General features: G+C 50.3%; 9 protein-coding genes. 7 read left to right on the top strand and 2 right to left on the bottom strand.

Features of this window, described 5'->3' with window-relative positions:
* Genes HC229_RS05240 through HC229_RS05230 form a run of 3 tightly spaced genes read left to right on the top strand, consistent with a single transcriptional unit; the run spans position 1 to position 3604 of the window.
* Positions 1 to 1272 (top strand): efflux RND transporter periplasmic adaptor subunit, encoded by a 1272-nt coding sequence (locus tag HC229_RS05240; RefSeq protein ID WP_191019408.1) that lies wholly within the window; start codon positions 1 to 3, stop codon positions 1270 to 1272.
* Positions 1273 to 1276: 4 nt separating this feature from the next.
* Positions 1277 to 3217, top strand: coding sequence for a heavy metal translocating P-type ATPase (locus tag HC229_RS05235; protein ID WP_191019407.1), 1941 nt, complete (start codon positions 1277 to 1279; stop codon positions 3215 to 3217).
* Between the two features lie 27 nt (positions 3218 to 3244).
* A complete protein-coding gene (locus HC229_RS05230; protein WP_191019406.1) occupies positions 3245 to 3604 on the top strand; it encodes a heavy-metal-associated domain-containing protein in 360 nt (119 codons plus the stop codon).
* Between the two features lie 86 nt (positions 3605 to 3690).
* On the opposite strand, the gene HC229_RS05225 is transcribed toward HC229_RS05230, so the two are convergent.
* Together HC229_RS05225 and HC229_RS05220 are read right to left on the bottom strand one after the other, a co-directional pair.
* Positions 3691 to 6471 (bottom strand): T9SS type A sorting domain-containing protein, encoded by a 2781-nt coding sequence (locus tag HC229_RS05225; RefSeq protein WP_191019405.1) that lies wholly within the window; start codon positions 6469 to 6471, stop codon positions 3691 to 3693.
* Positions 6472 to 6668: 197 nt separating this feature from the next.
* On the bottom strand, positions 6669 to 8024 hold the full coding sequence (locus HC229_RS05220; RefSeq protein WP_191019404.1) for an exonuclease domain-containing protein: 1356 nt from the start codon (positions 8022 to 8024) through the stop codon (positions 6669 to 6671).
* Positions 8025 to 8262: 238 nt separating this feature from the next.
* On the opposite strand from HC229_RS05220, the gene HC229_RS05215 reads away from it, so the two are divergent.
* From HC229_RS05215 to HC229_RS05200, 4 genes are all read left to right on the top strand, one after another.
* Positions 8263 to 12474, top strand: coding sequence for a hybrid sensor histidine kinase/response regulator transcription factor (locus HC229_RS05215; protein WP_223845526.1), 4212 nt, complete (start codon positions 8263 to 8265; stop codon positions 12472 to 12474).
* A gap of 185 nt (positions 12475 to 12659) precedes the next feature.
* Positions 12660 to 15740 (top strand): SusC/RagA family TonB-linked outer membrane protein, encoded by a 3081-nt coding sequence (locus HC229_RS05210; protein WP_191019403.1) that lies wholly within the window; start codon positions 12660 to 12662, stop codon positions 15738 to 15740.
* Between the two features lie 8 nt (positions 15741 to 15748).
* Positions 15749 to 17230, top strand: coding sequence for a RagB/SusD family nutrient uptake outer membrane protein (locus HC229_RS05205; protein WP_191019402.1), 1482 nt, complete (start codon positions 15749 to 15751; stop codon positions 17228 to 17230).
* Between the two features lie 45 nt (positions 17231 to 17275).
* Entirely contained in the window at positions 17276 to 18328 is a 1053-nt protein-coding gene (locus HC229_RS05200; RefSeq protein ID WP_191019401.1) for a glycoside hydrolase family 130 protein, read from the top strand.
* The last annotated feature ends 4 nt before the right edge of the window (positions 18329 to 18332 follow it).

Raw genomic sequence — 18332 nt, 5'->3', positions numbered from 1 at the left:
ATGGCACATACTATTTTTCTTAGATCAATCGGAATCGCATTGGCTGCCGTTCTCTTTTCATGCGCCAAAACCGAGGAGGCCAAAAAAGCGGACGACACGCAAATCCAACCCGAAACCCGCGAACGCGAAACAGTCGAAGTGGAACTGAACGAAGCGCAATATTCGGCTTCAGACATAGAACTGGGAACGTTCAGCCCAAAAAACCTCAGCGAGGTCGTCAATGCCAACGGTTATACAAAATTGCCGCCACAAAACCAGGCCGATGTATCGGTTTTTGTATCGGGTAACATTAAGTCGATCGTCGTTATCGAAGGGCAGAACGTGCGCAAAGGACAAGTGATTGCAACTGTGGAAAGCCCAGAATTTACGCGCATCCAACAGGAATTCCTGACCTCGAGAAGCAATTTGGAATTCCTCAGGCTCGAATTCGACCGTCAGCGCATTTTGAGCGAGGAAGAAGTATCGGCAAAGAAAGTTTTCCAGAAAACCAAGGCCGAATTCGAAATCGAAAAAACGCGTTTCGCCTCGCTGAAAAAACAGTTGCAGACGATGAACATCAACCCGAATTCCGGGCCGGTCGCGACGGTTCCTGTCGTGGCCCCGATCTCAGGATCTGTGACGGAAGTCAACATCAAAATCGGGAGCAACGTCACGCCGGGAACACCGTTGGTGAGCATCGTCGACAATTCCCAGCTGCACGTCGACCTGCTAGTTTACGAAAAGGATCTGCAAAAAGTAAAAACTGGTCAAAGCGTGCGTTTCGTACTCACGAACCAGGACAATACGGAAATCAAGGGCAAGGTTTTCAGTGTCGGAAAAGCCTTCGAGAACGAGACCAAATCGGTTGCCGTTCACGCCGATATCGAGAACGAAAAACAGCGCCTGATTCCGGGAATGTATGTCAATGCGCTTATTGACGTCGGTGCGCACACGGTTAACGCGCTGCCGGTAGAGGCCATCGTGAATGCCGAAGGTCGGGAGTTTATCTTTATCTTAGAGCAAGTGCGCGAAACTGCATCCGACCCTAAAAAAGAAACGGCTCACGACCAAAAACAAGGACATGCGCACGACGACGGGCACGCTCACGAGGAAAGCGGAAAAAGCTACCATTTTGCACGCGTCGAAGTCAAAACCGGAACGGCACAGTTGGGCTACGTACAGGCGACGCCGTTGCAGCAGTTGGCACCGGACGCGAAAATCGTGCTCAAAGGCGCGTATTACATCCAAAGCCATTTGCTCAAAAATCGGGGCCAGGGCGGTCACGCACATTAATTAGATGATTCACGAAGACCACCATCATACGCATACCGACTCAGCCGCTCACGAAGATGACAGCCACGATCTCGCTTCCGGAAATTCGGGATGGAAAATGCGTTGGCCGTTGCTTGCGGGTTCTGCAGTCCTGGCTGTGATGCTCGTACTTGAATTCGGGTTCGGATATCTGCCACCTTTCCCTATCGGGCTTTGCGTTTACGGCACCGCCTACCTGCTGTCAGGATATAATGTACTTTACATAGCGTGGCGAAAGGCAAAACGATTTGACTTTTTCAATGAATTTTTCCTGATGAGTTCGGCTACGATCGGTGCTTTTGCAATTGGATCGTATAGCGAAGGCGTCGCGGTAATGGTGTTCTATTCGATAGGCGAATGGTTTCAGGATGCAGCCGTAGACCGCGCCAAACGCAGCATCAAAGCATTGCTCGACATACGGCCGGAAGTGGTGACGATAATCGAAAATGGCGTTGGCCGACCCATGGATCCGAATCTCGTGGATATCGGGACGGTCATCGAAGTCAAACCGGGAGAAAAAGTTGCGTTGGACGGCACATTGCTTTCCGAAAAATCCTCATTCAACGCCGCGGCACTCACTGGCGAAAGCAAGCCCGATACAAAGCGCAAAGGCGAAACGGTTTACGCCGGAATGATCAACCTCAACACGGTGTCTGAAATCAAGGTCGCGGCAAAATTCCGGGACAGTAAACTCAGCCGCATCCTCGAATTGGTACAGGACGCGACGGCCCGGAAATCGAAAACCCAACTTTTCATCAATCGTTTTGCAAGGATTTACACACCTGTCGTTTTCGCTTTGGCTGTTGCGGTGTTTGCACTGCCCTATTTTTTTGTAGCGCAATATTCCTTTTACGACTGGTTTTACAGAGCGCTAGTATTTTTGGTCATCAGTTGCCCATGCGGCCTGGTGGTTTCGATTCCGTTGGGCTATTTTGGCGGGATCGGACTGGCCTCACGTCACGGGATTTTGTTCAAAGGCGCGAACTTTCTCGATGTGATCAGCGAAATCGACACGGTCGTCATGGACAAAACCGGAACGTTGACCGAAGGCGTGTTCGAAGTGGACCGAGTCAGGCCGGACGGCATAACCGAACGGGAATTGCTCGGGATCGCATGCGCTGTCGAACGCAAATCGACGCATCCGATCGCTGCGGCCATCGTATCGTATGCGCAGAAAATCGGAGTATCAACATTTGAAATCGGAAACATAAAAGAAATTCCGGGCAAAGGCCTGGAAGCCGAAATCGACGGGAAACAAGTCGTGGTCGGCAACCTGAAATTGATGCAGGACGCACAAATCGGCCTTCCCGAAGGTTGGGAAACGCAAGCCAAAACCGTTGTAATCGTCGCCGTCGACCGCCGCTACAAAGGCTATATCACAATATCCGACAAGATAAAACCGGATGCCATCGAAACGATCCGGGAACTGCATCGGATGAAAATCGAGACCGTGATGTTGTCAGGCGATAAAAAAAGCGTCGTGGATAGCGTTGCCCGCGAACTTTCCATCGATAGCGCTTTTGCGGACCTGCTTCCCGAAGACAAAGTCCGAAACGTCCGACAACTCAAAACTCTCGGCAAAAAACTGGCGTTTGTCGGCGACGGACTCAACGATGCTCCGGTGGTGGCGTTGGCCGATGTCGGGATTGCGATGGGCGGACTCGGAAGCGACGCCACGATAGAAACCGCCGACGTGGTCATCCAGGACGATCGCCCGTCCCGCATCGTCACCGCGATAAAAGTTGGAAGGTTGACCAAGCGTATCGTTTGGCAGAATATCGCCATGGCGTTGCTGGTCAAAATTGTCGTACTGGCGCTCGGAGCCGGTGGGATCGCGACGCTTTGGGAAGCGGTCGTTGCCGATGTAGGCGTGGCGTTGCTGGCCATTTTGAACGCCGTCCGCCTTCAGCGAATAAAAATGAGTTAGTATATTTGAAACCCTAAAAACCTGATTATGAAAAATGCTATAAAATTCATCGCTTTCGTCGGATTGATGCTCGCCGGATCCTCGTCTGTGGCGCAAATGTCAAAAAAGAATGAAAAGGTCGTGATCAAAACCAATATCTATTGCGACCATTGTAAGGAATGTCCGAGCTGCGGCAAGAGTTTGCAATCGAACCTGCTCAAGATGAAAGGCGTGAAAATGTACGAACTCGACGACAAGAAAATGACGTTGACGGTTTATTATAACGGCCAAAAAACAAACGCCGACGCGATCAGGCGATCCATATCGGAAATGGGATACGATGCCGACGACATAAAAGCGCTTCCCGAAGCTTACGAAAAACTCGACGATTGCTGCAAAAAGGCGTAGTCAAAATCGTACGCATCGAATTGGCGTCAGGACAAAAAAAAAGAGGCCGCCTTTTCGGGCAGCCTCTCTCGTTTTATGTCAAGTCGTTATTCTTTTACGATCTTGATGGTCTTCACCTGGTTGTCAGAAGTAACTCTTACAAGGTAAGCGCCTTCAGACAATTGGGAAAGGTTCACTTCGGCATCCGTTTGGTTGATTGCCTTTGTGTAAACTTGTTGACCCAAAAGGTTGTAAACGGTAACGTCTGAAATAACTTGTGAATACGAAAGTTTCAACACATCCTTAACCGGGTTCGGGTGGAAAGAGAACGCATTGTTGTCGAAACCTGCAGTGCTCAGTGAAGCGTCATAAGCCGAAACCATGAAATTTCCTTCGGTTCCTCCGCCATATTCCCAAACTCTGGCGTAGATCACTTCTCCGGGAGTTCTTCCGGTAAGGGATAGTTTGGAGAAAGCACCGTCATCGCTTCCGTCATCGTTACATGAAATCAATGTAAGTGATCCGCAAGCGCCGCTGTAAAGTGCGAGACCTGTATCGTCGAGAATGTCGTCTTCAACACTGTTGGTTTCTACGGTAATACTTCCTGAAGCAGGAATCACAACGCTATACCAAACATCGCCTCCGTCGAAACTCGCACATCCGGGCTCCGGTGCTCCAGTAGAATCTGTCGCGCTGACGTTAGTTCCCATAATGGCGTTCGTAGCGAACACGCCTCCTGGCGTAAGCGCTGTAGCAGTCGCACATTCGTCATTGATAGGCGCCGGCGGAGGAGCCATGGTTGTGAAGCTCCAGATCGCACATGTCGTGTTGTTGCCACCCGCGTTCTTAGAAACAAGTTTCCAGTAGAACGTCGTGTTGTAACCTGTCAGCGTGATTGCTGCAGTAGTCGTGGTAAAGTTGGCGATGAAGTTCGTTACCGCATCAGCCGTAAGGCCATAGTACAAATCATAAGAAACTGCCGGATCTCCATCTGTTGGAGGGGTCCATGCGAACGTCACGTTTCCTACCGGAATGTTCGTGGCTCCGTCAGCAGGAGTAGGATTCGTAGCGCAACCAGGCATTACGGTCGTGTTAAATGCGAAAGGTCCGACCCAAGCACTAAACGATGTTCCTGTTTCGCACTCGCTTCTTACATAAAATTCGTAGGCTGTCGCACCGGTTAAGTTAGCGGCATCGTAAGTTGTAGCTCCCACAACGTTGATTCCGGTATTGTCTGCAGCAGCCGGTACACCAGTTCCCGCAGGTTGGATCACAATTTCTGCGTTAGCCGCAGTTGTCGTCCAGTTGATCGTAGCCGTCGAACCGCTCGTTACTGTTGCGCTCGCAGCTGTTGGAGCCGAACATGGGTTAGTGTCCGGAGTATAAGTAATACGGATCGACGTCAAGCGGTTTTCGATTGCAGTAGCCGCTCCGTCGCCCGGGTTTGTTCCGTCTACACGCACATACGCCTGACGTGCGGCAGGAGTCGCCTGAGCGAAGTATTGTGCTGATCCACTTCCTCCAAACTCGTCATAAACCATGACCATCAGGTTACCAGAAAGATATTGGTGTGGATTCGTAAGGGTGATCATTTTCCAACCTGGAGTCGCATCTTGTGTAGTGTTTCCGTCGAACAATGGCGACAATCCTCCGATATAGGTAGGAGAGTTCCACGCTGCCGTTCCGCTGAGTGTAGAAGCACCAATGTTGCGCATGTATACTTTTGTCGGTTTTGTTCTGGCTATCTGATCACCTGTTTTGTAGTATTCGATCGCCGTGATTTCTCCGAATCCGCCTATTTCCGATTGTAGGAACAAACTTGCATGGCGCTGGAAGCCGTACCAGTGTGTCATAGGGCCGTAGAAATTACCTTCGGTTATCGGGCCAACCGTTACCGTAGGGTCTATCGTTACCGGGAACGATCTTTGGCCGTCTTTAAGCCATTTTGCAGGAACTTTGGTTGTGATTTTCAACCCTTCGTCAGTAAAATCCGCATGATAATCCACCACCAAAACGTGGTCGCGCAATTGTACTTTTTGGACATCGTTCAATTTTTCAGAAGGCGCGTAAGCCAAGACCATTGCCTGATCTCTCGTAAGCGTGTTGTCGAAAATAACGATTTTGCTGAACGACAAACCATCGGCGAATCCCGGGATGCTGATGCTGAAATTCTTTGCATCGAACGACCCGTTCTGCGCCTTTCCGTTGGCGATCACGCTCCAACCCTGGCCAAGGGAAATGATTTGGCTGAATTCCACCATCGCCTTTGCCGGCAACGCGCTGATTTCAGAAGTCATGGCATTTATGATAGTGTTGTTCTCAAGACCCGTCGGGATCACCTCGAACTCCTCTGTAATGCCGGGATAAGCGTTGTTGTAACGGATGGCTTTCCCGTTGACGGCCACTTCGCCTTTGGCAATTTTAGTGGAAGACAACACTTTTCCGTTAAGGGTTGTTTCCATTTTCGGGTTGTTCCACCACTTCAGGCTTTGTGAGCCATTGTAATACATTTCCACAGGCATGGTTCCCGCCGATTTTGGAAAGTAACTTTTGATCTCATTCGTTACGTTTCCGTAACCGTAACCTTTGGACGCCGTCAACGGCTGGATCGCCGGATCGATGTCCTGCCAGCTTCCGTTGATGTCGCGATAGTGCATCGTGCCGCCCATTTGAGCCGTCACGGTACCGTTTGCGTTGCGGAAGTGTTTTGCGTTTTGCGTTCTCTTCTGAAGCACCTCTTGCTGAGGGTTGTAGCCTTCAAAAAGACCGCCTTTTTCCCATTGGCTGCCAGGTTTTGAAACCTTGGCGCCGTTACCGTCCTGAGCGTTGGCCGAAAAGGCGAACGACATCAAGCATACGGCAAATGTCTTAAGCGTAAAGTTGTACATAGTTATTTGTTTGAAATATAGGTGGAAATGTAAGGGAATTCTTTTACACCCAATAATAAACGACGTTAAAATTGACGATGAGCCGCAATGAAATTCTTAAATAAAGGGAATTGTTACCCAAATTACGTCGTGCCGTCCTTGCTTTTCGACAAAACGCCTGATCGTGATTTTGGCGCTTCCAAAAGTCTTTGTTATTGTCAGGACATGATTTTCCCCGGATGTTTTTTGGCGTGAGAATAGATCAAAGTCATGATGTACTGGTTGCTGCCGTAAGGCGTGACGTAGTCCTTGACTTCGGACGGATGCGCAAAACCTACGTCCGAGCCCACATAACCCATTCCGTAAAAATGACCGTTCTCGACCCAAATGCAACTGCGCTCATCTGCAGACCGGCCTTTGTCTATCAAAGCAAAACTCGGTCGCTCCTTTGCCAGGGCATCCAACGCATTTGACACACTGAGGTTGTGATGCGTCATATCCGGCAAATCTGTCGTGTCCCGGCGAACAAAATATTCGCCCTGTGCCTTCCCGTAATTGCAAAAGCGATGATCGATCCGGTGATTTTCGGCGAGCTGGCGCAGCAAATTTATCGCATCGTATTCGCTGTTGAACACCTCGACGCATTTTTGGAACTTGCTCAATTTTCCGATCGCAAGATAACGGTAACCGTTGCGCGCTTCGTATTCGTAAAGCCCGAATTTCGGATCGAACCGCTTCAATGCACGGTTGTACGCCGGCCACAGCTTCTTGATTTCGGAACATTCGAGCAAAAGGGCCATGAGTTCGGTGGCGCAAACCTCGAACGAAATGCCGTGGATATCCCTCAAAAAGTGCTGTCGCTGCGGCTTTACGCTATTGCCGCTAAAATGCGATGCCACCCGTTTTTTGAGATTGATCGCCTTCCCTACATAAATTACTTTCCTGGCCTGGTTGTAAAAATAATAGACGCCCGGTTTTTCGGGTAGGGCCTCGAAGTCGTTCGGCGGGAGATTGGGCGGAAGCCGTTGATCCTGGGCCGTCTTCTTGATCATTTTGGCTATTTCAAGTTCCGTGTCCCATTGCAGCAATTGCGAAAAAAGGATAACCGTCGCATCGAGGTCACCTCCTGCGCGATGCCTGTTGAAAACCGGGATTTCGAGCGAGCGGCAAAGATTTCCCAAACTGTACGAACCCAATCCCGGCCTGATCTTTCGTGCGGCGCGCACCGTGCACAATTTCCTGGCGGACCATTTGAATCCGGAAAGTTCGAGCTCATGGCGTAGGAACGAATAGTCGAAATTGACGTTATGGGCTACGAAAATGCGATCGGAAAGCAACTCGAACACCTTAGCGGCGACGTCGTCGAAAATCGGAGCGTCGCGCACCATTTCGTTGTTGATTCCCGTGAGTGCGAAAATAGGAAGCGGAATTTCCTTTTGCGGATTCACAAGGGTTTCCCAACGATCGATTACCTTGATTCCGTCGTGGATGGCGATGGCGATTTCGGTAATGCGGCTGCCAGAGGCGTTGCCACCCGTAGTTTCGATGTCAACTATGGCGTATTGGGATTTCATCAAGAAAAAATTGGGCAGACGCGGGAAATCGCGAATAGGCAAAGCTAGCGAAAAGCAACCTTAAACGCTTGTGAACCAATGTTAAAAATGACCGGAAACCGTGTTGTTTGGAAGGGCTTTGGGAAATACATCCGGTAAATGCACTTCGTGAGCCGATTTTACATAAATTTGAGTAGCTGCCCCGTTACCGTCAACCCGCGGTATCCCGAAAGGGACGTTTCAAGCGCCCAAACCCGACATGATTTTCAAAAACAAAACCGCATCCCGCTTTGCCGCTGTCAGGGCCGTTTTCATGACGGGCATTGCCTTGGCGTGCTTTTTTTCCTGCTCAAAGGCAGATGCCGATCGTTCGGTTTCCGATGTACGGACGCAGCCAAAACCGCTCATGGCTCAGCATCCGCCCGGTGAGAAAACCAAATATTCGCTGGAGCAGCTCGACAATACCAAGGGACTGTCCAACAGTTCGGTAAACTATATCTTCCAGGATTCGGAAAACATACTCTGGATCGGCACCTGGGACGGCCTCAACCGATACGACGGCAATGCTTTCCGCATCTTCCGGCCTGAACCCGGGTCGCCAAATTCGCTTAGCAACCAGGTTATCCTTAAGATAGGTGAAGACGAAAGCGGCAAGATTTGGGTGTTGACCATGCACGGGATCAACCGATACGATAAAAAAACAGGAAAGTTCACACAACACTATTTTGCGCGCAAGGGAACGCAGCCGCTTTCGGAATCGGAGTTCAACATGGCGCTCGACGCCTCAAAACGGGTTTATTGCGCGGTCAAAGACTGGGGAATCGGGTATTTCGACGGCAAGCAGTTTCGCCGTCTCGGCATTTCCGGAATACCGGCAGGAACCGTTAACAAAATGGAATTTTCGGGCGAAGGCGAATTGTTGATGTTGTTTTCGAATAATGAATTGTATGCGCTGAACGTGTCCGGGAAACAAAGCGTCGCCACACCTCGACTGCTTGCCGGAAACGTGCGCGCTTTTGACCTTGCCGACGACGGAACGATTGGCTTGGTGAAACTGTCGGGAGAAATCGGATTGCTTACATCGGATGCGAAGCCGAAACCCAAGTTGACAGATAGAACGGCCACTTCAATCGTAGGGCACGTCCCGGAAGGTTTTGTGTTCGCAGGCCGCTCAGGCTATTTTATGTATGATTCGAACGGCAACCCTGCGAACGCCTCCTGGACAAAATACCTGAGGAACCAAAAAATAACGACGCTCGTGCGCGCCAGCGAAAACGTGCTCTGGATGGGAACCGACGGAGACGGACTACTGCAGATCTCTCCTCAAAAAAAGTCGTTCGCGCTCATCGCATCGTCCCAAATTCCCGAACTCGAAGGCGGAATCGTACGATCGTTTCTCGACGCAGGCGGGGCGTTTTGGGTGGGAACGAAAGGAAAAGGGCTTTTCAGGATTACATCCGGTTTGCCGACGGAGCCCGGACAGCCGCTGACTTACCAAAATTTTACCGAAGCCAACAGCCCAATCAACAATTCCGTTTTTGCTTTGTGCAAAGGCCACGACAAATTGGTTTTCATAGGATCGGACGGAGACGGAATCAGCGTGTACGACCTCGACCGCGGACGGCTCATCGGCTGGAACGAAATCGAAGGCAGGGAAAAATGCGGTTATTTTAAATCCGTCTATGCGATTTACCAGGACGAACAAGGAAGCATCTGGCTTGGAAGCAACGGTTACGGAATGTTGCGGCTCAAACTCGAACGCTCCGTTAACGGGTTGAAGGTGACCGATGCCAGTCGATTTACGGCCGGAAGCGGGTCCGCCTCACTGAGCAGCAACATCGTATTTTCTATCGTCCCGAAGAACCGTTCCCAGCTTTGGATCGGGACACGGCTTGGCGGCCTCAACTTATTTGACGTGAACACGGGGCGCTTCCGGGTTTTCAAGAACGAAAGCGGGAACCCTCAAAGTTTGTCGAACAACGACGTGCTTTCGCTCGGGATCGACGCAAACCAAAAACTTTGGATCGGGACAAGTTACGGCCTCAACGTGCTCGAATCGACAGCTGACGAAAAGGCAAAATTCCGCAGTTTTACCTCAAAGGACGGGCTTCCGGATAACACCATCCACGGTATCGTATCGGACAAAAACGCAAACTTGTGGATCAGTACCAATTTCGGGCTTTCCAATTTCGTGTCCCATTCCCGGAAATTCATCAACTATTCCCGCAATGACGGTCTGCAAAACAACGAATTTGCAGACGGAGCCTCGTATCTGCAAAGCCAAACCGATGTGGTCTACATGGGCGGAATCAAGGGATTCAACTATTTCCACCCGGAACAGGTCCGGGAATCGGTCGCCATTCCGGATCTGCTCATAGACCGGATCACCGGACAGGATCAAGCCGAACCGTATTATCAAGGGCTTGTGGTCGGGCCGGATTCCAAAACGCATCCTTCGATAGAATTGAAACACGACCAGAATTTCTTCGACATCGAGCTCGCGGCCCTTACCTATATAAATAACGACAAATGCCATTTCGCCTATAAGCTCGAGGGTTTCGACAAAGAATGGAAGGCGATCGACAACCGGAAAATCATCTCGTTCACGAACGTGCCGCGCGGGAAGTACGAGCTTTGGATGAAGTGGTCCAACAGCGACGGCGTGTGGAGCGATGCCGTGCGTGCGATCGACATTCGCGTCAGGCCCGTAATCTGGCAATCGAACGCGGCGCTTTCGGTGTATACGATACTGGCAATCGTTTTCGCCTGGTTCGTGCGCAGTTACTACCTCAAACGTCAGTCGCTGAGGCAGAATATAATGTCGCGCAAAAAAGAAGAGGAAATCCACGAGAACAGATTGACGTTTTTCACGAACATCGCCCACGAATTCCTGACGCCGCTCACGCTCATCGTCGGTCCTGTGCAAAAGCTTACCGAAATGCCGGCACTTGACGGGCGCAACCGCAAATTCGTCAACATGATCCAGCGCAATTCCTCGCGTCTGCTGTTCCTGACGCAACAATTGCTCGAATTCCGAAAAGCCGAATACGACCGGCTCGGGATTAGCGTAAAACGGTTTGATCTCGTGAGTTTGGTAGAACAGATTGCCGAGCTTTTCGACGATTGGGCTTTCGACAAAAACATCGATTACCACCTCGAAATCCCGCAAAGCATTCCGGGCTGGTTCGACAAGGACAAGACCGAGAAGATTATTTTCAACCTGATGTCGAACGCGTTCAAATACACGCCAATCGGCGGAAGTATTTCTGTAAAGGTCGGATTTACGGGCGATGACGGCCAAAACATCCATTTTACGGTCGTCAATACCGGGAAAGGAATCCCGGAGGACAAAATGAACTCGCTTTTCGACCGTTTTTTCTTATCGGATACGAAACAGTCCCACGACAGCGAAATGTTCCGGACGGGAATCGGGCTGGCTTACGTCAAAAAGCTCGTGACCGTGCTGAGAGGGGAAGTCGAAGTGTCGAGCATACAGGACAGGGAAACGGTTTTTACGGTAGTGCTTCCGTGCGGAGAATCGGCGTTTTCGGAAAACGAAATCGACATGGAAGCCGCTCCGGTGTTGATTTCCCATCATCTGAAAAACATATTGGAGGACATCTCGGACAAACCCGACGAATCCCTGCCCGAGAAAGTCCGCGCGCTCGAAAAGCTCGAAAACAACCGTCCTAATATTTTGATCGTGGAAGACGAAAAAGACATCCACGCGTTCCTGAGCGATCTTTTGTCCGGACAATACGACATCACGACCGCCTACAACGGGGCCGAAGCACTTGACGTGGTCGAAAACAGTGTGCCGGACCTCATCATCAGCGACGTCATGATGCCCGTGATGGACGGTGTCGAACTTTGCCGCAAGATCAAAACCGACGTACGCACCTGCCACATCCCGTTTATCATGCTCACGGCAAAAGACGCGGTGGCGCATCGTATAGAAGGTTTGGAAAGCGGCGCCAATTCGTATATCCCGAAACCGTTCTATCCGGAGCATCTGCTCGTGCGCATCCAAAAATTGCTTGAGGAAAAAGAACTCATCTTACGCCATTTTACCCAGGATACGATTTTGGAAAACGTGTCTGAACCGCACGTCGGCAATCGCGAAAAAGACTTTATCCGCACCATAATCGCGCTTGTGAGGCGCAACATCGATAATGAATCGCTCCACAGCGGTTTTATCGAAAAGGAACTCGGCATCAGCGCCTCCCAACTGTACCGCAAAACCAAGGAGATTTTCGGGTTGACGCCTGCCGACCTGATCCGGAGCATGCGCCTCAAATTTGCCGCGGAACTGCTTCGCCGCAACATGCTCACGGTATCCGAAATTTGCTACAAGTCCGGTTTCAACAATCGATCGTATTTCTACAGGGAGTTCAAAAAGGTGTACAAAACCACGCCAAAGAACTATCAAATGCATTATAGATCGAAGACAATCCAATTTTCAAAAAACTGATTTACAATACATTAAACAGATGTGTACACTTTTGGCAGAATAGTGTACACGTCTTTCTATGCCGCCGCTCTAAATTTATGCTACCAACGAAAACGTTATAGCAAACCTAATTGAAACCGTATAACAGCAAAAATCAAAACCATGAGAAAACAAGTACTATTCACTAACGAAACCGGGATTGGGATATGAAGAAGAAACTCATTTGCCAACTGTTCCTGGTCTGGATGCTGGGCTCATTCAGCGTCCTCAAAGCACAAACCATCACAGGTACGGTTTCTGACAATTCCGGTCCTTTGCCGATGGTAAACGTGGCCGTTAAAGGCACGAACACGAGTGCGCAAACCGACATCAACGGCGAATATACGTTGCTCGACGCCGGGGCCAATCCTACTTTGGTTTTTACCTATATGGGATATACGACCAAAGAAATCGCTGCAAACGGGCAAACTGTCGTGAACGCCGTACTGGAAGCCGACAGCCAACAACTGAATGAAGTCGTCGTTACCGGATATTCGAGTCAGCAAAAGAAGTCGATCTCCGGAGCGGTAACCCAGGTCGATCTTGTGGACATGGCCAAAACGCGCGTGCCGGATGTTACCCAGGCACTTCAGGGACAAGCGGCCGGTGTATTCGTGGCGGCGAGTTCCGGTGCGCCCGGAGACGGTATCCAGATCAGGATTCGCGGCCAGGGCACGCTTGGAAATAACGACGTACTTTATGTGGTAGACGGTGTCCCGACGCGTTCGATAGGATTTATTCCGGGAGGCGACATCAAGAATCTTACGGTTCTGAAAGATGCGGCATCTGCCTCGATCTACGGGTCTCGCGCGGCCAATGGCGTCGTGCTTATTACGACCAAAAGAGGGCAGGACGGAAAAGGAACGTTCGAAGCCGAGGCGTTTACGGGCGTCCATTTCGCGACGAATCTTCCAAAATTGCTCAATACGTCACAGTATTTGGATGTGATGGAAACGTCTTACAACAATACGACAGGTACAGATCCTAATGTGCCAAACCCATACACGGCGTTGCGCGGACGTTCTGATTTGTCCGATACTGACTGGCTTGACGAACTGTTTACGACCGGTTACAGCAACAGCGCCCACATTTCGGCCAGCGGCGGATCGGATAAACTTTCCTATTACATTTCCGGAAGCTATTTCGGCGTGGACGGAATCGTCGTGGAGCGGAACGACAAGTACAAGCGGGCAAATTTCCGCACGAATGTGATCGGAAACGTAAGTGAAAGATTTACGGTCGGAAGCAGCATGCAATTGACGTTCATCAAACAGGACAAGCTATCCTCTACGGGCGACGCTCCGGGCGTGATCCGTCATGCGATGATCCGTCCGCCGGTTCTGGGCGTTTACAAAGATCCGTCCGATCCTACTTGGTCTGCCGAAGATCCGTATACCGATCTTCCGTTCTACATCGGGCCAGATAATTTCAACAAAAGCCTCGAGTATAGCTCGAATCCGATTGCAATCGTGCACTTCACCAACGACAAACGCGAACTGTTCAACACTTTTGGGAATGTATTTGCCGAATATGCCTTCCTGGGCGACAAATCGCTCAAGTTCAAAACGTTGCTTGGAATCGATGCGGATTTCATCCACACCAAGAATTTTGCACAGAACTACGGCGACCAACAAGCGATATTGCCGGCAGACAGCCCGTTTTTCGGGATGGGGCGCAACAACATGCCGAACAATCTCAGCGAGAGCCGTGGCCAGGACGTGACTTTTAACTGGAGCAACACGTTCAACTTCATTAAGACTTTTGGCGATCATAGCATCAACGCGCTTGTAGGGACGGAATATATCACCAACAAATATGAGCAGATGGGCGGAACACGTTCGGCTTACGACATTACGCTCGATCCATTTTTGTATCTCGACTACGGACAGCTCGGAGGCGGAACAACAGGCTTGCCGCCAGCGTATACGGGCGGTTCCGGATCTGCCTGGACGTTGTTCTCCTACTTCGGAACGGCAACATATGGTTTCAGGGAAAAGCTTTTTGCCACCGCGACAATGCGTGCTGATGCTTCGTCACGTTTCGGACCTAACAAAAAATGGGGATATTTTCCGTCTATATCGGCCAACTACATCCTGACGAATGAAGAATTCATGAAAGACGTGACCTGGTTGACCAGTTTGAAGATCCGTGCCAGTTACGGCCAAAACGGGAACCAGGAAATTCCTAATTACGCCTATCAAAATCGGTACATCAACACGCCAAACGGGCCTCAACTCGCGCGTTTGGGGAATCCGAACCTGCAGTGGGAAACAACGACACAAACCAACGTCGGGCTTGACTTTACTTTCCTGAACAGCAAATTGTATTTCAGCGCAGATTATTTCGTCAAGGATACGGATGATATCCTATTGACGGTGCCGCTTCCGGCCACATCTGTCGGGCAACTCGATCCTTCGTTTTTCAACACGGCATCGGTGCGGAACAAAGGTTTCGAATTCGCTTTGGGTTATCAGAACAACGATCGCGATTTCAAATACGGATTCAACGCCAATTTGGCTACGCTTGACAACGAAGTCCAAAAATTGTACACATATGTAGCCAATATCGATGATCCGATCAACTACACGAGAACCATTGTCGGTCAACCGATCAACGCTTATTACGGCTACCAATTCGTGGGAATCTATCAGAACCAAGCCGAGATCGACAACCACCTTTTCGCAAATGCAGGAACGACGCAACCGGGAGACATGAAGTTCCGCGACGTGAATGGAGATGGGCAAATCAACGCGAATGACCGCACACACATCGGGAATCCTATCCCGAAAGTCACGTATGGCGTCAATCTGAACGCGTCCTATAAAGGGTTCGACATTTCCTGCTTGTTCCAGGGCGTATCCGGCGTAGACCGTTATAATGACTTGAAGCAGATTCTCGATTACGATTCCCGTCCGTTCAATTCCACGACAGACGTGCTGAATGCCTGGGATGGCGAAGGCTCGAGCAACACCATGCCGCGACTGACTTTCAACCCTAACGGAAGCGAAAAAATCTCGAGCGCCATGGTGGAAGACGCTTCTTACCTGCGATTGAAAAATCTTGAGATCGGATACACTTTCGACAAAAAGTTCAAGGCCGTGAGCAATCTCAGGGTTTACGTTTCAGGACAAAACCTGGTTACGTGGACAAAATATTCAGGGCTCGATCCCGAATCTACATTGTTGAAAGATCAAGGAACTTATCCGCAAATGACTTCGGTGATTTTCGGAGCAAAAATCAAGTTATAATAAAGACTATGAAAAAGTATATACCCGTATTTTTGCTCGTCGGTGTTTTGTCGCTGACAGCTTGTGAGGATGAATTGGACCAGGAACCGATCGGAAACCTCACGCAAGACCAAGTCGATTTGGAGCCCACGCTGGTCGGGATCGAGAACCAGACGAGATCGGCTTACGAACTGCTGTCAAACCGACTCAACATCCTGGCAGAATGGAACTGGAACGGCGGACTCGTCTTCCAAAACGACTACGTGCTCCAGGACGTGGCCAGTGACGACGCCCAAAAAAAATGGAACGTTGACGGCGACCAACCCTGGATCGACGAACTCAACAGTTTTACCTTCGTTTCGACGAATGGCGGCCCGAATGGCTTATGGAAATACAATTACGAGGGTATCAAACGCTGCAATACGGTACTGAAAAACCTGACCAACCCTCAAATTGAATCGCTTACCGGCATCACGACGGACCGCAAAAACCAATTGATGGCTGAAATCCTGTTCCTTCGTTCGCATTATTACTTCGCGCTGGTAACGAATTTTGGCGATGTGCCTTTGATCCTTCAACCTGTCACGAGTATTGGAGAAGCCTATGAAGTGGCGGTTCGCGCGGATAAAAATCTGGTTTGGGAGCAAATCAAAACAGATTTGACCCAGGCCGCAACCCTGCTTCCGAATACTAAATATTCTTCACAGACCGAACCGTGGCGCGTTTCGAAAGCGGCAGCACTCGCGTTGTTGGCCAAATCTGAATTGTATACCCAGAATTGGGGAGCGGTTCCGGCGTTGGTCGATCAGGTTGCGGCTTTGGGCTATTCGCTCAATGCCAATTATTTCGATGCGTTCAACATGAATACCGAGTTCACCGAAAACGAAGATGTCTTTGTTTTTGACCACCAGACAAACGCCACTCCGCGAAGAGGAAACGGAATCTGCGCACCGCTAGGCTGGGGATTCTTTGCTCCTGAACAGAATTTCCTCGACGAGTTCGAACCTAACGATCCGCGTTTGTTCTACACCGTGAATCCGGCTGCACAAAACGTCAATAAAATGTTGGGAACGCTCGACGGCACCAACAAAGGCAATGACGATGCACCGAACAATAAAGTATACATCCGTTTTGCCGACGTGCTGCTTTGGAAAGCGGAGGCCTTACTCGAAACGGGCGATTACGCCGGAGCAGTTTCAATCATCAATCAAATCAGGACCCGTGCCAGGACGAGCCCAACAGGAGACGGATCGACGGTTCCGGCCGGCACCTTGGCCGATCGTCCGGCTTCGACGAACGCATCCGAAATCAAGAATTGGCTTATTCACGAACGCCGCGTCGAACTTGGGTTTGAAAACCAACGTCTTCTTGACTTGAAACGTTGGGGAATCGCACAGGAGGTTTTGAATGCAAAAGGAATCAACTTCCAGGAATTCCACAATCTCTATCCGATCCCGCAATCCGAAATCGACGCATCAGCCGGCACTTTGACTCCAAATCCGGGTTATTAACAACATGAGGACCGGCTTCGGTCGGTTCTTTTCTACTTCAAAAAAATGAAAGACATTGCAAAACGCTTTGGCGAGAATCCGTTGCTATCTCCGGCGGATCTCGTTCCGAGCAAAGACGGACTCGAAATTACGTGCCTGCTGAATCCGGGAACATTCCGCTTTGATGGAAAGACCTGGCTCATCGTACGCGTCGCCGAGCGCCCTACACAAACCGACGGCATCATCTCGTTCCCCGTTCTCGACGAAAAAGGCGCGATGTCGATCGTTCAAATCCCGAAAGGCGATCCCGAACTCGACGACAGCGACGCACGCGTGATAAACTACAAAGGCAGCGATTACCTCACGACCTTGTCTCATTTGCGGCTTTTGTGCAGCGACAACGGAACCGATTTTTACGAACCCGAAGGTTATCCGAGGCTCAACGGTGAAGGCAGACACGAAACGTTTGGGATCGAAGACTGCCGCGTCGTTGAAATCGACGGCACGTTTTACCTGACGTTCACGTCAGTTTCATCAATGGGAGTCGGTGTTGGATTGCGCACGACGAAAGACTGGAAAAATTTCGAAAAACACGGATTGATTTTCCCTGCACATAATAAGGACTGCGCGATTTTTGAAGAAAAAGTAAACGGGAAATTCTACGCGCTTCATCGCCCGAGCAGCGTCGATCTTGGCGGGAATTACATCTGGATCGCTTCCTCTCCGGACGGCGTTCATTGGGGACAACACGAATGCATCGTGCGCACGCGTCCCGGCAAATGGGACAGCAAACGCGTCGGTGCGGGCGCGGCTCCAATCAAGACCGACAAAGGCTGGCTCGAGATTTACCACGGCGCCAATGACGAACACCAATATTGCCTCGGCGCTTTCTTACTCGACTTAAACGATCCGACGAAAGTCCTGGCGCGAACCGATGAGGCGATCATGGTTCCGTCCGAAACGTATGAACTCACCGGATTTTTCGGCCACGTCGTTTTCACCAACGGCCATATTGTCGAAGAAGACGGCGACACCATTACGGTCTATTATGGAGCCGCCGACGAATTCGTGTGCGGCGCGCGACTCTCGATCCAAGAAATCCTGTCACGCCTAATCTAACGGG

It is taken from the genome of Flavobacterium selenitireducens (assembly GCF_014748335.1).
In the GTDB taxonomy this organism is placed as follows: domain Bacteria; phylum Bacteroidota; class Bacteroidia; order Flavobacteriales; family Flavobacteriaceae; genus Flavobacterium; species Flavobacterium selenitireducens.
The sequence above is the reverse complement of the archived record's forward strand: the minus strand, read 5'-3'. Positions and strand labels throughout refer to the sequence as shown.

Excerpts from the sequence above, each read along its gene's own strand:
- HC229_RS05240 (WP_191019408.1), top strand. The coding sequence starts at position 1 with ATGGCACATACTATTTTTCTTAGATCAATCGGAATCGCATTGGCTGCC.
- HC229_RS05235 (WP_191019407.1), top strand. The coding sequence starts at position 1,277 with ATGATTCACGAAGACCACCATCATACGCATACCGACTCAGCCGCTCAC.
- HC229_RS05230 (WP_191019406.1), top strand. The coding sequence starts at position 3,245 with ATGAAAAATGCTATAAAATTCATCGCTTTCGTCGGATTGATGCTCGCC.
- HC229_RS05225 (WP_191019405.1), bottom strand. The coding sequence starts at position 6,471 with ATGTACAACTTTACGCTTAAGACATTTGCCGTATGCTTGATGTCGTTC.
- HC229_RS05220 (WP_191019404.1), bottom strand. The coding sequence starts at position 8,024 with ATGAAATCCCAATACGCCATAGTTGACATCGAAACTACGGGTGGCAAC.
- HC229_RS05215 (WP_223845526.1), top strand. The coding sequence starts at position 8,263 with ATGATTTTCAAAAACAAAACCGCATCCCGCTTTGCCGCTGTCAGGGCC.
- HC229_RS05210 (WP_191019403.1), top strand. The coding sequence starts at position 12,660 with ATGAAGAAGAAACTCATTTGCCAACTGTTCCTGGTCTGGATGCTGGGC.
- HC229_RS05205 (WP_191019402.1), top strand. The coding sequence starts at position 15,749 with ATGAAAAAGTATATACCCGTATTTTTGCTCGTCGGTGTTTTGTCGCTG.
- HC229_RS05200 (WP_191019401.1), top strand. The coding sequence starts at position 17,276 with ATGAAAGACATTGCAAAACGCTTTGGCGAGAATCCGTTGCTATCTCCG.